The sequence below is a fragment of the Pseudomonas sp. MAFF 730105 genome, assembly GCF_055380705.1.
On sequence record NZ_AP018438.1, the window covers coordinates 1,594,349 to 1,607,673 of the forward strand.

Genomic DNA, 13,325 nt, shown 5'->3' on the forward strand with positions numbered 1-13,325 from the left:
ATCGATAACGTCAACGTATAGCGCGATCAGGCAAAGCTACCCTTGCAGTGGCCACCGCATATAGTCAGTGGAAAGTTAAATCGTGCCCCGAGCCCGATGGTGAACTGATATCACGGCGCTCATTGCTGGTCAACGTGTACTAGGAGGATCTCTAGGTCAGCATCAGACAAAAAAGCTCAAATGCGACATTTTTTCTTCGTTTGCGACACTCGATGCCGCCGCCCTCTTAAAAATTTAAATGAGACGGAGCTCTTATATTTGAGAGCAAAAAGCAGTGTGCTTCAGATCGCTCTGCGCGAATGCTTGCAGCTGTGGTCGTCTGTTACGCCCGCCGACTTGAATGGCAGGATCAGCGTCTACTGTGCTGAACTTGCGCTCTAGATAATCAGTGTTTCTTCCACCGCAGCGCTCGGCGAAAAGAACACAACCTCCTCGGCTCCTGTGTCATACACGAGATGATGACGAATGCCTGACGCGGGGGAAGAGCAGGTTCCGACCATCTCTTCGCCTTCACGCTCCATCAAAAAGTACAGGTCAGCCTTCTGATAGAAATAGCTGTCGCGCGGAAGGGGAGTGCTGGTGGAGCCGTCCGTGATATGCAGCTCTGAAGGCTTCGTCGACAGCTCTCCGACCGGGAATGTTGCCGTCAGGACGCTGATTCTGCCTTCCACGATGGCTCGGGCAAAACCCTGGTGCAACTGACTGTGGGCGAAGCCCATATAGGAGTTTATGGAGCTGCTTTCCTCATTTCGGACAACCGAAGGCTGGATAAAAAAGGCTCCGTCAAACCCGTAGTCTCGTTTATGGTCGTCGAGCATCGACTGGGCGGCTTGTTGCAGAGCCTCCGCATCAATGGAGTTGTGAACTCGAATCCAGAGATGGCGGAAATAGTTATCGGACATTGGGAGGTGATCCCGAAGATTTTCGGCGGCAGCCTCCAGTTTCGCCTTGGCGTTGAGCATCGTATTCCTGTGCTGCGGGCTAACGATGGTCACTTGGTGAGATCGTTTAGTTGATGCGTACCGCTTGCCTTCCGGTTGGAGGTGGCGGAAGACGAGCTCACACTGTTTATTTTGATAACTGTAGGTCTGTGGTTTTCTAAGCGTCTGACCGACGAACTTGACCAAGCGCTCGAACATCTCTGGTTTAAGGTAGACCGAGGATTTGATCGTCAACTCCCCGTCCACTCCCAGGGTTTCTAGGCGGCTGGCAAAGGCCGCCTTCAGGCGATCACCAAACTCATGAAACATTGTCTCGTACAGCGGCATGCCTTGGCTTTTGATTGAGATGTAGTACTTGAAATCGCTCGGAAAGCTGACAACGAAATCGAATCCCTTTTGGTTGCCAGGCGCTGGGTAGACCTTGCCGTCTCGTGCATAGAGGGATCCACAGACTAAAATTTCGGTGATAGACCCGTGAGCGTTTTGGACGCCGGACTTGATTTTCTGGGCGGTTTTTCTGAGCCATGAATCGTGCTCAGGCGTCAGCTGAGTGATGCATTTTCCCAAGCCAAACAGCTCACATGTCGCGAGCCAGTCCTTCCTCTCCCACAGTTTCTGTAGAGGATGCTCGGTCTGCCCTTGCTTTCCCTCCAGCCAGTCTTGGCCAAAAAGATGTTCCACTGCTGCGATGCACTGCGTGGCGAAATCAGCAGGGTACTCTCCGCTTTCATCTTGCAGGTGTGAGGTAATTCGACCAAACCGATCCATCATGTGATCTTCCGTTTTTTTCGGCCATGTAAGTACTTCCAGCAGAGCCGATGCTAGGCCTTCCTCGTCATGAATTCGAGGGCCTGACCGGTAAGTTGGTCGTTCTGACCATCTGGCGCAAGTGCTTCAGTACCTCGCTCAGGCTGAGCTGCGTATTGCGTTGGCCCTGCGACCAGGCGTAGTCGGCACTGATGGTCGCACCGCCTTGAACCCCAGATGCTCAAGGGGGCTTCGCGTTCCCGTGTCCCATGGATTGGGTATCGCGAAGCACCCTTGCTGGTGCAGATCGCGAAACCTGCCTCTCAAGTATTCAGTATTTGATGTCATGCTGTCCCCAATGTGAATGAGCAGACGCTGGTCAGTGATCCTTCAGGAATCATAAAGAAACGATTGAGTACCGAGCGGCGCTGTGGTGGAGATGAAACGTTCCCGGTGGAGCTGCCCTTGAGGGTGGAGCGGGGGAGGGCTGAGGGGGCCATGATGAGTCAGCGCTTAAGCTCGGCAGCGGGTGGATCTCTGCAGCATCGCCCTCTTGCATGCAGTCGCTTTCTTGAGGCGCTCATATCCGTCAATCAAACTCTTGTGCTCATGCACACGGAGCTTCGTCGTGGCGTAGTAAATAGCCGCTAGAGTCGCATGCCAGCGGAAAAAGTGAGTAAGGCGAATGAAGCCAGATAATGCGGCCGCTCAATCCTTTTGCCAGTAACGATGTACTGTGGATTTTGACAATCCAAGAACCTTGCATGTTTCTGCTTGGCTTAAACCTTCAGACTTCAGTCTTTTAACCGTCTCAGCATTTTCGTTGTTGGTCGGTTTCCCAGAGCGGCGCTTGACCAATTCGCTTCCGGCATATTCGCTCTCCAGCTGCTTGATACCTCCCAAGTGTTTGAAGTCACCCAGTTGGGCATGGGCGCGTTCGAGTGCTTGATCGGGAGTATTGCCATCTCGCAGGGCAACGCATATCGCCAATAGAGCCACGGGATCAAAGTCTAATGCGGCGGCAAGACTCATCAGCTTGCCAAGGCTAGGGTTGGCATTGCCCTGCTCCAACGCACTGATATGGCGCTGCACGCTGACGTCGGCCAGATCCTCATACCCGAGTCCACGTTGCCTGCGAATCACTCTGATTGCTGCGGCAAGCTGTTTAGTGAGCGACATGTTCGTCCCAAAAGACAAGGATGGGGCCACATCGCAGCGGTTCCGATAAATGCAATTTAGTGCTATTATCGGAACTTCTGGCTTTTCGACCCTGCGCATCTGCTCCGTTAGGAAGGCTGGTCGCATTCAGCACGCATGAAGCTGTGCCTAGGGTCTAAGCAATATAGGTTTAAATCGAGATCGAGCGAGCCCATGAGGATTCGAATTTACTCAGACCTGCACAACGAGTTCGCCCCATTTGAATCGCCCTCGACTGACGCCGACCTGGTCATTTTGGCCGGCGACATCGACACCCAGACGAGAGGCGTTAGCTGGGCAAACGAGGTGTTCAGCCAGCCAGTTATTTATTGCGCCGGCAACCACGAGTTTTACAAAGGCCACATCGACCATACGCTACGCAAAATGCGAGAGACCGCTTCACCGCACGTGCACGTCCTGGAAAACCAGGTCTGGATTTGCAACCAAAAACGTTTTCTGGCCACCACCGGCTGGACTGATTTCTCCGCCACGGGTGACCCAGTAGGAGCGATGATCACCTGTGGAATGTGGATGAATGACTTTCAGATGATCAGAGCTGAAGAGAGCTTTCGACGACTACGTCCAGCAGACGTAATTGAGAAAAATCGCGAGGCTTTTGATTTTTTAGTGAGCGAGCTCAACAAGCCTTTCGACGGGAAAACCATCGTTGTCACTCATCATTGCCCAGTGCTGGAGGTTGTAGGTGATAAACAAGACGGGCACTTGAGCGCGGCCTATTCCAACCAATGGCACGCGTTATTGCCGATGGTGGACGTTTGGATTTTTGGACATACACATCGCGCTGTTGATATGGAGATTGGAGGGTGCCGGCTCGTCTCAAATCCACGCGGTTATCCCCGAGAACACACAGGATTTATTCCGGATTTCACGATTGAAATCTGACCCATTTAAGGAATGGTAGCCGGGATGTACTGGATAAAAACTTATAGAACCAAGCTCTGCGATCTTCGCTTTCACAGGTACCCAACGGTCATTGAGAAAGCGCGTGAAGCCATTACTGATCCGGATGTTGTCGGGTATCTGCTCTGCGCCTTGGAGCGACCTCCAAAAATCACAGGTCTGTTGTTTTGCGACCCGGCGAAAAAGTACCCGGAAGGTCTGCCCATCCATGCTCTGCCGATCATCAACCGGTGTCGGCGTGCAGGCTACGACCTTTTCACGATAATCGATGGCGGGATCTTCGTCGTTGCTCATTGGTTGCATGAAAATGGCGCTTTAGACTGTTTTGACCGGGTTCACTGATGTCGCCTTCGGTGGCGTTTGCAGGCAAAAAAGGTAGGGAAATGGGGCTTCCACAATGCGTGCGGGACGCAAAGAAAATAGATTTCGGTGTGCCGATTAGTGGGTATCTATGCTGCGCCGAGTTTCAACCTCCCTGCGTGATTGGAGTGGTTTTTTCAGAAGCGCGAGGGCGGTTTGCGGATGGTAAAACGATCCGTAGTTCCAAGCTCGAAAGAGTGTTCCAGCTTAAGGGGTATCAGCTCTGTGAGACGCTCAGCGGGAGCCGATACTTGATCTGTCACTGGTGGTATGAAAATGGTGCCTTGCTCGCGTTCAACATAATTCATTGACGAAGCTTAGGTTTTCCAATCTGCAGGCGAAGCTAAAACAATACTCACGACGCAAGACCAGCAGATGTCTGGAAGGCTTTCGTGCAGCTTTAAAATCTCCAAAGAACTAGGTAGCAGTGTGCAAACCGAATTGATTGAAGATGTGTTGTATGGCCCGGCAAGGATGATAGGGGGGGCGCGATTAGAGGATGACGAGCTGATCAAACTGGCACGCGAGGAGTTCGAGGGCCAACGATTTTGCATCGTTCGAAACTGGATGCTCCTGGACATCTTGCTCCCTGAAACTGAAGAGAGGGACGTCAGAAAACGAGGCCTGCAACCTTCAGTGCTGCTCGTCCACGAAGCAATATTCGACAGCGAAGGGCGAGTTGCAGCACGCGACAGTTTCATCACTGGATTTCAAAAAGACCTCCACGGATGTTTTTTTGAAAGCGAAGACGCCCTTTACATCTTGTCCGGCAGAGGCTTTCGCAAGCATGTGAGCTTGCCGGCTTTTCAAGCGCTGAATGCATACAGTAAGGCACGCTGATCGCAACTGCCTTCCTGTGTCCTGGTTCGCGAACACTCTCCAGAGTCTTCCCCCATTTCTCACTTCGGATATCGTGAATGTTTGATCCACGCAACGAGCTCCCCGTGTGTGCCAGCCACTACATACAAGCGGTTGAGGCTGTGCGAGGGCAGGGGGCAGCTCTACAGCTGCTACGAGTGTTTTTATGCCTGAGCGCTCGCGCCGAAATGATTTATGCGCCAGGCATCAACGCCTACTTTCTTCGCTTGGACGACGTCGATCGGTGGAGCAACAAACGCGTCGGAATGCTCGATGCCGTGACCACCATGCCGTTTAAATCTTCGGAGGTCTTATGGGCGGAAATTGCGACGTGGACGCCACAGGATTACGCCCACGTCCATGACAGCATGGGGATGGATGCCTTGATCAAACTTGGATTGCTTGTGGGCAACTGATCTCGGTTTCACATCAGATTCGAATCATCGATCAATCCAGCCCTATGCGAAGAGACGCGTTCCAATACTGCGAGATGCCCCTATGCTTGATCCCAAACTGTTAGTATGCGGTGACACTCAGGAAGTGGCGGATCGCTTGGCCTCCCGTCATTTTGTCCTGGATGTTGCGCGCATCGAAGCGCTGGAAGAGCAGCGCAAGACCGTCCAGACCCGCACCGAAGCACTGCAGGCTAAGCGTAATGCGATTTCCAAGAGCATTAGTCAGGCCAAGCAACGCGGCGAAGACATCGCGCCGCTGATGACGGACGTCGAGGGCATGGCGGGCGAATTGATCGCCAGTAGAGTTGAACTCGACGCGATTCAGAGTGAGCTGGATTCGATCCTGCTCGGCATTCCCAACCTGCCGCACGAGTCGGTACCGGTTGGTGAAGACGAAGACGGCAACGTCGAAGTGCGTCGCTGGGGCACTCCGCGAGTTTTCGATTTCGAGATCAAAGATCATTTCGCCCTGTGCGAGAAGTTCGCTTGGGTAGACTTCAAAACCGCCGCCAAGCTATCCGGCGCACGCTTCACTCTACTGCGCGGCCCGATTGCCCGCCTGCACCGCGCCTTGGCGCAGCTCATGATCAACCTGCACGTCACCGAGCACGGCTACGAAGAAGCCTACATTCCGTATCTGGTTCAGGCCCCGGCACTGCAAGGCACCGGCCAGTTGCCGAAGTTCGAAGAAGACCTGTTCAAGATCGCTCGCGACGGCGAAGCTGATCTGTACCTGATCCCGACTGCTGAAGTGTCGTTGACCAACATCGTCGCTGGCGAAATCGTCGACTCGAAACTGCTGCCGATCAAGGTTGTCGCCCACACGCCGTGCTTCCGCAGTGAAGCCCGCGCGTCGGGCCGCGACACCCGTGGCATGCTCCGCCTGCACCAGTTCGACAAGGTCGAAATGGTGCAAATCGTCGAACCGTCGAAGTCGATGGAAGCCCTGGAAAGCCTGACCGCCAACGCCGAGAAGGTGCTGCAGCTGCTGGGCCTGCCTTACCGCACCCTAACACTATGCACCGGCGACATGGGCTTCAGCGCGATCAAGACCTATGACTTGGAAGTATGGGTGCCGAGCCAGGACAGATATCGCAAGATCAGCTCTTGCTCAAACTGCGGTGACTTTCAGGCCCGTCGCATGCAAACGCGTTGGCGCAACCCAGAAACCGGCAAGCCGGAACTGGTGCACACCTTGAACGGTTCCGGCTTGGCGGTCGGTCGTACGATGGTGGCGGTACTGGAGAACTATCAGCAGGCTGACGGTTCGATCCGCGTGCCGGCTGTTCTTAAGCAGTTCATGGGCGGCGTCGACATCATACGTTGAAGACCTTAAATCTACCTTTGGCAGATTCAGTGGATAACGACTTCGTTGACTACTGCCTACCGGCGTACTCGAAATCAGAAAAAGCTCATCTGACTTATGGGGCGGAGGACTTGCTGAGGGTGGTTGAACGGAGGGCAATTTCATCACTGGTCAGACGGCCTGTGCTGAGTTGATCGGAGATCCTGAGGGGCTGCTACCCCGAAATCGGCGTGATCTGTAGAAGCTCGAAGACTCTTTCGATGGGGTGTGCAAGGGCATACTCAGCTGTAGCGCCAAGGCCGTCTTCTCCGGCAAAGAGCATGGCAACGGCATTTCCCTTTTCATCGATCCAGACAGAGCCTGAGTCGCCTTCAAGGCTAATTTCGTTCGTTGGATATTTCGGATCGTTCCGTAGCATCACACCATCCATGTATCGAGCAACATCGCCATAGCCGCTGTAATCGATCAGGTACATTCCATCCACTCCGTCCACCACTGATCGTGTCAGACCTGTCATGGCGCCGACCTTGGTCAGTTTCATGCCTTTTTTGGGCTTGGTTATGCCCGTCACTTCTACAAGTTGGTCGAACAGGGTTTGCTGCCATGGAACCGCGGGGTCAAGAATTCCGATGGCGGCGTCGAAGCCTGTTCCGAGCGGCAGCCACCGTTCCAAGCGAGCGATAGGATTGGGAGGATTGGTACCCATATGCAGCACTCCGGGTTGAATCAACACGTCACCCGGTCGGGCTTGCGTAGCACCGCAGAGTACATGCCAGTTGCTCAGTATCGCCGGTCTACCGGTAATCTTGTCTTTCACGATCAAGCCAAGAGTGCCTGTGGAGTACCGGTCAAGATTACCAACGCTTATGCCTAGTTGAACGGGGCTGCAGGGGGCTTGGGCAGAGGAGCACGGCGAGTAACTGGCTTGCAGAACGTCGCATCGCAATCCATTCAACGCAGTCGGCAGTATCTGATTTAAAGAAATGTCCGATATTGGAAGTTTCGATCTGACATGGAATCGAACACCCAATTCGCTGGTACGTTGTCCGTGCTTATAGATATAGCCGTAGTCGACGCCCATCACATCCTGATAGCGTTGGGCTTCGCGCAGGATCGATGATCTGTGAGCTTTCCATATCGTGCAGCGGTCGTTTGAACGGGCCATCGACAGTTACCTGCTTATTTGACTTTTTCTTTGAGCAGGTCGCTGACCACTGGCCCAAGGGCTGCCTTAATAGCGCTCAGTTCGTTCTCGGTTGAGTCGAAATCTACTCCAATGTCCCCTTGTTCCGTTACGCCGACACCTACGACGACAGGCTTTGTTCCAGGCACCAATGGAAGAGGATCGGATGCAGCGCATTCCTTTTTGGAACAACTGATCGTGTTCGGGGAGAGAGGCTTGCCGATGGTGATTTCGGGCACCGTGACCGCAGAGTCCCCTACTTGGGCGAATGACGGAAGTCCGTTGTTCTGATTGCCGATACCCTGAACGGACAACGCGAGAGAGACGGTGATTTTTTCATCTTCCGATTTTTGCGTTACGGCAGCAGCAGAACGCGCCGCGACGTAAACGGGACGGAAAGCGAATGCCTCTGTTGCCAGACCTGCAACCACGCTTGTCGGGGAACGCTCCAGTTTGAGCACACTCACGAAGGCGGGGGCTTTCGGGTCTTTTGCGGCAGTACGAAGCAGCACCACGCAACGGCCCTGGCTGACCGCAGTGGTCAGGGCATCAGCTCGCAGCACGAGTCGTGCGGCATAGGACTTCTCAGCAGAGGCTTTCAACGCTTTCAGGTCGCTGGCTCGTTTATCCATATAAAGGTCGAACAGCAACTTTCCTACAACAGGGGCGATGATGGCTGCTGCCCCCATCGGGCTGGCTCCCTCCCTACACCCATCAAGCGCCGCCTGTAGGCCGGGGAAGGCCTCAAGCGTGTTCTCTGTTGGCTTGTAGGTTTCTTGTTGCTGCCCACCGGCCTTATGCAAGTAAAGGTCGATGCTTCCTCTGCTGAGTCCGCTGGCTTCTGCCGGTTTGAAATTTCTTAATGCCAGGTTGGAACAGCCTTGCAGCGTGGTTGCGAGCACCAGCATGGATATAGTGGCAAAGCGAGGCGTGAAGATGTTTTGCATGTGCCCTCCGATGGACGCTTGCACTCATGGTCACTCTGCCCGAACGCCAAACTATTGATTCATTTCGGACTCATGCCTAGGAAGCAATGCACGTCTATGTGTCGAATGTTGGGTGGGTGATGGCTATTTGGTGTCATTTGAAGATGAGCGTAGATCTCGCTAGGAGCAGGCGCAAGTCGCTTGTCTGAAGGACGGAGAATTTCCTCTTTGACGTTCTTGAGGTGGTCGCCGCGCAATACAGCGACACGACGGGGATACTTACCTTGGGGTTCTCGCTTACCTACCAAGGGCTGCAAGACGAAGAGCGTGTGTATCACGGTACGGCGTTTTTCCTTACAGCCACGGTCGAGTTACTGCGACGTGATGGTAAGTGGGTGCTTGCAGAGGAAGGCGTATCCATCTCCAGCGGTGAGTCTGATGCTGATCGCGACCGTAGGTCTGAATGGGATCATTGGGCTCAAATGGCCGAGGTAGGAGGTGACGATCATGATGACCGCCCTAACATATCCATGGCGCAAGCCCTAACGGATGAGTTGCGGATATCAGTCGACGACGCAGAGCTTCTGTCCTATGTGGAGGTCACGACTAATGAATCGGATGAGGGGCTCGTGTACGGCTACTGGATTAATCTTGAACCGACAGCTGAGGGGGAACTGAGAGCAGATCTGCTCTCGCGATTTGGCTCTCTGGAATACGAGCTACACGCAAACTTCTTCGACGATATCCAACCAGAGTTCTAACGCTGATTAGTAGATGGCCAGCTTTAAAAACTGACCATTCAAAAGGCGGTATGTTAAGTCCGGGGCTTGGAGGAGAGGGGGCGCATTAGCAGGCAAACCCGTGACTGAGTCTTTCGAGTTCTGCCTTTACGAGTTTGTATCCCGACTCACCTTGAGCCGTTTGCAACCGAGAACTGTCACCGCGCCCAGCTATCGGTTGGTTGAGCCAGAGGTCGGCTTTCGTTTTGTTGCCAAACACCAGTTCGGCTTGCTGTTGGAGTAGCTCGACATACTTCATTTTCTGGCTCTCGGGACGCCGTCGGTATCAGCTCCGTTTTAGCGAGCTGTCGAGGTCGATATCGGTGTCTTTGCGCAATATTCGCGGAACGTCTTGATGCCACGCTTGATGATCAGCATAGGTTTGATCATGAATTTATAGCTGAAGAACAGATTCAATGCGATCCACGACAGCTGGTAAATCGAGCCTTGGAAATGCCGGTGGTTTGCACTGTTTTCCCAGAGAAAATGCGCTACGAAGAGAGTAAAAATGCCGACCATCAGGGGGGCGAGGCTTAACCGCCCCAAAGACAATGCAATAAAGGGAATATTTACAACCGAACGAACAGGCTCTCCCTCAACCTGGATGGCCCAGATTCTGCTGACCTTGTCTTTGCCATACTGGGACGTCACTCGAACCCGATCCCCCGCCTTTACATGCGCATCCAGCACATCCGGGATTTCGAGCGGCTCGAGTTTCTTGCCGTCAATTTTCCAGAAGTGATAGCTCACCATATCCCCGCCAAAGCCGCGCGATTTCTCGTCGAGTCGCCCGTCTACGATCTGCATTTCCTTCATTTTGATCCCTGTCCTTGCGTTTGGAGTGATGGCAAAAGGATATTTTTGCCCAATACTAAGTAATACTTAGTATCTGCTCAAGACGAATCTAAGAATCTCTTAGCCTTTCGGCGATGAGAAAATGGGTACGTTTGGGAGGCGTTTGAAAGAGGCGCGCAAGATAAGAGGTTTTTCACAGGAGCGGTTGGGGATAGAGGCGGGCATTGAGCCGGCCACTGCGTCGGCGCGGATGTCTCAATACGAAAAGGGCGTTCACCAGCCGGGTGAAAGCATCGTGAAGCAGATCGCTGCTGTCCTGAATCTGCCGGTGCCATATTTCTATTGTGAGGATGACGAGACGGCGCATCTGCTGCAGTGCTTTCACAGCTCGAACAAAGACGCTCGAAAACAGGTTATTGATTTGGCGGAAAAGCTCGCTTTCGGCGACTGACGCATGTCTGTGGAGTGCCATCAGGTCACGCGCTGTTGAGATCTGATGTTCTTCCCATCACTTGACCCTGTTAGCCGGCGTATCCATGGTCGATTTGCTCAAGCGCATCCTTGGCCGATAGATACCCAGCTTCATTGCGGGCGAGCTCAATCGGTGATTGACCACCCAGAGCGACCTTGGGCTGAGTCAGCCAAGCATCTGCTTTCGTTTTGTTGCCAAAGACCTGCTTGGCTTTTTGTTGGATTAGCTCAACGTAATTCATTTTGGCCCTGACGCGCGTTCGGTTAAACCTATTGCTCGGTGCTCGTAAGCAAGAATGGTAGTGGGTTCATCCTTTTTCTTTCCATGCAGGAGTTCCAGCTTGTGCTATTAGTGCTCCGAGCGCTTATCTACTGGAAGTGCTTTTACACCTCATACCTCTGAACCTTTGCCCATCGCTTCTTTGCTTGTTTTTCTGGAACACGCTTCGCCGTTTTGGTGTCTGTCACCAGGCATGCAGGAGCACGCGCTGGCCACTCTGCCAATTCTGTGGTGACCAGGTTAGCTGGACACAGGATCAATAGGTCGCCCAGGCTGAGCAACGGAAACCCTCTAACCACAGGGCGGTCTTTGTCGATGCTTACTTTGCCCCAATCCGAATCGAAATAATCGACCGAGTAGGTATCCGTTATCAGATACGAAGTAATGGTCGTGTCCCTGAGGCCCATCAAGTAGGCCGTTCGGTAAACCATAGCTGGGAAAGTCCGAGGCGCCATGGTCAGCATTGCTACCGTCATGATCATCAGGACGGCCAGCGTATTTCTGATTTTGGCGAGTAGATTTTCTCCAAATGCAAAGAAGATAACCGCTGGTACGAGCGCCAAGGATGAAACGAAGATCGCCATCCCGGCAAGCTTGAGCGAGCTTTCAATGTCAGTCGGCGTGGGGTAAGTCGACAACACTAGCTGTACTGGAAATACAGCCGACACTACTGTTGAAAACACAACGATGAACAGCGGGACTAATGCTCCAAAGCGCGCCTGCCATTTCATGCCCTCCTCGGGCCGCGCCATAAAGCCTATTACGTGAATCGCAACTCTGAATCGTTCTGACTTCATCAGGGCAAAGAAGACAACGATTTCTGCCAGCGCTGACGTCAAAATGGTGAGCAGAGGATGAACGTCCCCCACTATGGTACTCATCTGCACTGAGATTCCGACTAACACAGGTATCGCGAGCAGCCTGACCATTTTGGTTTGCGCATAGGGTTGCTTGTTAAACAGGGTTGCCCCTGATGCGAAAATCATCGAGTTCATGGTGAGTACGAAGATGTAGGCGATGAGTAACAATGCAACCAGGAGCATCCAGGGCACGAGAGCAGCCTTGGTGTCCAGGGCGGAGGGAAACAATCCTGGGAGACCGATCGCATTCAGGTAAGTGGACAAGATAGCGAAGCCGAAAAGTGTGCCTGCACCGCTAAGCATCAGACTTACAACAACCCAGTGGTCGACAATGCGTTTTAGGTTCTTCTTGATGGTGCCGTTAGGGATGGAAAAAGGTGATGTCGTCATGAAGAACGAGGGCCTTGGGCATCAACGGATGAAGTGCAATCCACTTCATCCCGTTTTTCGGAATGGGCATAGGGTAGAGAGGTCAGTCGCAAACTCTTTCCGCCAAACCTGGATGTTACATCGTACGACTCGGTTCGGGGGGCGGGACACTTCAAATCTGATGAAGCATCGACTGCTCTATCGTCGATGTCTTGGACAGATTCGGGATCGCCATTGCGGACTCGACCGCCAGCCGTTATCGTTGGTGCCGGGACACCTCAAGAGAATCCCTATGGTTGATCACGATCCACAGGAAGAGCTAAGGCCACATTCAGCGCAAGCAGACGATGTGCTCGATGCTCTCACCCAAGAGTTGAAGATTGAACTTGCCCGTGTTGAGCGGGAGAGGGTGGACGCGGCTGAAGTTCGAAAGGAGCTTCTGAATGACTCTCTAGCCATTCAACGTGCCAAAATTGCACTAGATATGCTCGACCGATATGTACATGGGCAAAGACACAGCCTGGCTGTTGGAATGCTTGGAGCCTTGGACATTGTCCTCGCAACGATCGGCTCGAATGAAGTTTTCGCCCGGCACCGTAAACTCCTCACAGAATTGATTGCCGATCTGCGCGAGCAGCGTCGTAAAGCCAGAGCGTTGATGGTTCGCGCAATGCGTGCTGTGTTCAACATCCCCCTCTTCCTGGACGGCCCTGAACTCAGCGGCTTCCGCCACCGCCTGCGCTAATTCCCCTTCGAAAGCTTTTTTCTACTCCGAAAAACTCGAAAGGGGTCATTTATGACGCTTGCAAAACGCTGCACCTGTTCCGCATGTTCTAAAAAGCCTGGGGGCGCTGAACGCTGCCTGTCTATTCACCCT

16 protein-coding genes are annotated in these 13,325 nt (G+C 53.2%); 8 read left to right on the forward strand and 8 right to left on the reverse strand.

Features of this window, described 5'->3' with window-relative positions:
* Window positions 1–377: 377 nt before the first annotated feature.
* Window positions 378–1,712, reverse strand: coding sequence for a hypothetical protein (locus PCOSP_RS07075; protein ID WP_464710650.1), 1,335 nt, complete (start codon window positions 1,710–1,712; stop codon window positions 378–380).
* Window positions 1,713–2,396: 684 nt separating this feature from the next.
* Window positions 2,397–2,867 carry a helix-turn-helix domain-containing protein gene (locus PCOSP_RS07080; protein WP_464710652.1) on the reverse strand — a complete coding sequence of 157 codons (471 nt, stop codon included), beginning with the start codon at window positions 2,865–2,867 and terminating at the stop codon, window positions 2,397–2,399.
* A gap of 192 nt (window positions 2,868–3,059) precedes the next feature.
* Here PCOSP_RS07080 and PCOSP_RS07085 point away from each other — a divergent pair, with 192 nt between their 5' ends.
* From PCOSP_RS07085 to serS, 5 genes are all read left to right on the forward strand, one after another.
* Complete coding sequence (locus tag PCOSP_RS07085; protein ID WP_464710654.1) at window positions 3,060–3,788, forward strand: metallophosphoesterase family protein; 729 nt, start codon at window positions 3,060–3,062, stop codon at window positions 3,786–3,788.
* A 24-nt stretch (window positions 3,789–3,812) separates the two neighbouring features.
* Window positions 3,813–4,148, forward strand: a complete 336-nt coding sequence (locus PCOSP_RS07090; protein ID WP_464710655.1) for a hypothetical protein — start codon at window positions 3,813–3,815, stop codon at window positions 4,146–4,148.
* A 447-nt stretch (window positions 4,149–4,595) separates the two neighbouring features.
* Window positions 4,596–5,006 carry a DUF6957 family protein gene (locus tag PCOSP_RS07095; protein WP_464710656.1) on the forward strand — a complete coding sequence of 137 codons (411 nt, stop codon included), beginning with the start codon at window positions 4,596–4,598 and terminating at the stop codon, window positions 5,004–5,006.
* Window positions 5,007–5,083: 77 nt separating this feature from the next.
* Window positions 5,084–5,440, forward strand: a complete 357-nt coding sequence (locus tag PCOSP_RS07100; RefSeq protein ID WP_464710657.1) for a hypothetical protein — start codon at window positions 5,084–5,086, stop codon at window positions 5,438–5,440.
* 82 nt (window positions 5,441–5,522) lie between these two features.
* Window positions 5,523–6,806 (forward strand): serine--tRNA ligase, encoded by a 1,284-nt coding sequence (serS, locus tag PCOSP_RS07105; RefSeq protein WP_464710658.1) that lies wholly within the window; start codon window positions 5,523–5,525, stop codon window positions 6,804–6,806.
* Window positions 6,807–6,999: 193 nt separating this feature from the next.
* On the opposite strand, the gene PCOSP_RS07110 is transcribed toward serS, so the two are convergent.
* Together PCOSP_RS07110 and PCOSP_RS07115 are read right to left on the reverse strand one after the other, a co-directional pair.
* Window positions 7,000–7,950 (reverse strand): hypothetical protein, encoded by a 951-nt coding sequence (locus tag PCOSP_RS07110; protein ID WP_464710660.1) that lies wholly within the window; start codon window positions 7,948–7,950, stop codon window positions 7,000–7,002.
* 14 nt (window positions 7,951–7,964) lie between these two features.
* A complete protein-coding gene (locus PCOSP_RS07115; protein ID WP_464710662.1) occupies window positions 7,965–8,915 on the reverse strand; it encodes a hypothetical protein in 951 nt (316 codons plus the stop codon).
* A 263-nt stretch (window positions 8,916–9,178) separates the two neighbouring features.
* Between PCOSP_RS07115 and PCOSP_RS07120 the strand changes: the two genes are divergently transcribed.
* Window positions 9,179–9,655 (forward strand): hypothetical protein, encoded by a 477-nt coding sequence (locus PCOSP_RS07120; protein ID WP_464710664.1) that lies wholly within the window; start codon window positions 9,179–9,181, stop codon window positions 9,653–9,655.
* 85 nt (window positions 9,656–9,740) lie between these two features.
* Here PCOSP_RS07120 and PCOSP_RS07125 read toward each other — a convergent pair whose 3' ends face one another.
* Both PCOSP_RS07125 and PCOSP_RS07130 read right to left on the reverse strand, forming a co-directional pair.
* Entirely contained in the window at window positions 9,741–9,932 is a 192-nt protein-coding gene (locus PCOSP_RS07125; RefSeq protein WP_464710665.1) for an antitoxin Xre/MbcA/ParS toxin-binding domain-containing protein, read from the reverse strand.
* Window positions 9,933–9,970: 38 nt separating this feature from the next.
* Window positions 9,971–10,489 (reverse strand): hypothetical protein, encoded by a 519-nt coding sequence (locus PCOSP_RS07130; RefSeq protein ID WP_464710666.1) that lies wholly within the window; start codon window positions 10,487–10,489, stop codon window positions 9,971–9,973.
* A gap of 142 nt (window positions 10,490–10,631) precedes the next feature.
* Between PCOSP_RS07130 and PCOSP_RS07135 the strand changes: the two genes are divergently transcribed.
* Window positions 10,632–10,919: a helix-turn-helix domain-containing protein gene (locus tag PCOSP_RS07135; RefSeq protein ID WP_464710667.1), complete on the forward strand. Its 288-nt coding sequence runs from the start codon at window positions 10,632–10,634 to the stop codon at window positions 10,917–10,919.
* 70 nt (window positions 10,920–10,989) lie between these two features.
* On the opposite strand, the gene PCOSP_RS07140 is transcribed toward PCOSP_RS07135, so the two are convergent.
* Complete coding sequence (locus tag PCOSP_RS07140) at window positions 10,990–11,181, reverse strand: antitoxin Xre/MbcA/ParS toxin-binding domain-containing protein (RefSeq protein ID WP_464710668.1); 192 nt, start codon at window positions 11,179–11,181, stop codon at window positions 10,990–10,992.
* A 142-nt stretch (window positions 11,182–11,323) separates the two neighbouring features.
* Window positions 11,324–12,469 carry a hypothetical protein gene (locus tag PCOSP_RS07145; RefSeq protein ID WP_464710670.1) on the reverse strand — a complete coding sequence of 382 codons (1,146 nt, stop codon included), beginning with the start codon at window positions 12,467–12,469 and terminating at the stop codon, window positions 11,324–11,326.
* A 271-nt stretch (window positions 12,470–12,740) separates the two neighbouring features.
* Here PCOSP_RS07145 and PCOSP_RS07150 point away from each other — a divergent pair, with 271 nt between their 5' ends.
* Window positions 12,741–13,193, forward strand: a complete 453-nt coding sequence (locus PCOSP_RS07150; protein WP_464710671.1) for a hypothetical protein — start codon at window positions 12,741–12,743, stop codon at window positions 13,191–13,193.
* The last annotated feature ends 132 nt before the right edge of the window (window positions 13,194–13,325 follow it).

Excerpts from the sequence above, each read along its gene's own strand:
- PCOSP_RS07125 (WP_464710665.1), bottom strand. The coding sequence starts at position 9,932 with ATGAAGTATGTCGAGCTACTCCAACAGCAAGCCGAACTGGTGTTTGGC.
- PCOSP_RS07090 (WP_464710655.1), top strand. The coding sequence starts at position 3,813 with ATGTACTGGATAAAAACTTATAGAACCAAGCTCTGCGATCTTCGCTTT.
- PCOSP_RS07080 (WP_464710652.1), bottom strand. The coding sequence starts at position 2,867 with ATGTCGCTCACTAAACAGCTTGCCGCAGCAATCAGAGTGATTCGCAGG.
- PCOSP_RS07150 (WP_464710671.1), top strand. The coding sequence starts at position 12,741 with ATGGTTGATCACGATCCACAGGAAGAGCTAAGGCCACATTCAGCGCAA.
- PCOSP_RS07115 (WP_464710662.1), bottom strand. The coding sequence starts at position 8,915 with ATGCAAAACATCTTCACGCCTCGCTTTGCCACTATATCCATGCTGGTG.
- serS (WP_464710658.1), top strand. The coding sequence starts at position 5,523 with ATGCTTGATCCCAAACTGTTAGTATGCGGTGACACTCAGGAAGTGGCG.
- PCOSP_RS07140 (WP_464710668.1), bottom strand. The coding sequence starts at position 11,181 with ATGAATTACGTTGAGCTAATCCAACAAAAAGCCAAGCAGGTCTTTGGC.
- PCOSP_RS07145 (WP_464710670.1), bottom strand. The coding sequence starts at position 12,469 with ATGACGACATCACCTTTTTCCATCCCTAACGGCACCATCAAGAAGAAC.
- PCOSP_RS07085 (WP_464710654.1), top strand. The coding sequence starts at position 3,060 with ATGAGGATTCGAATTTACTCAGACCTGCACAACGAGTTCGCCCCATTT.
- PCOSP_RS07110 (WP_464710660.1), bottom strand. The coding sequence starts at position 7,950 with ATGGCCCGTTCAAACGACCGCTGCACGATATGGAAAGCTCACAGATCA.
- PCOSP_RS07075 (WP_464710650.1), bottom strand. The coding sequence starts at position 1,712 with ATGATGGATCGGTTTGGTCGAATTACCTCACACCTGCAAGATGAAAGC.
- PCOSP_RS07130 (WP_464710666.1), bottom strand. The coding sequence starts at position 10,489 with ATGAAGGAAATGCAGATCGTAGACGGGCGACTCGACGAGAAATCGCGC.
- PCOSP_RS07100 (WP_464710657.1), top strand. The coding sequence starts at position 5,084 with ATGTTTGATCCACGCAACGAGCTCCCCGTGTGTGCCAGCCACTACATA.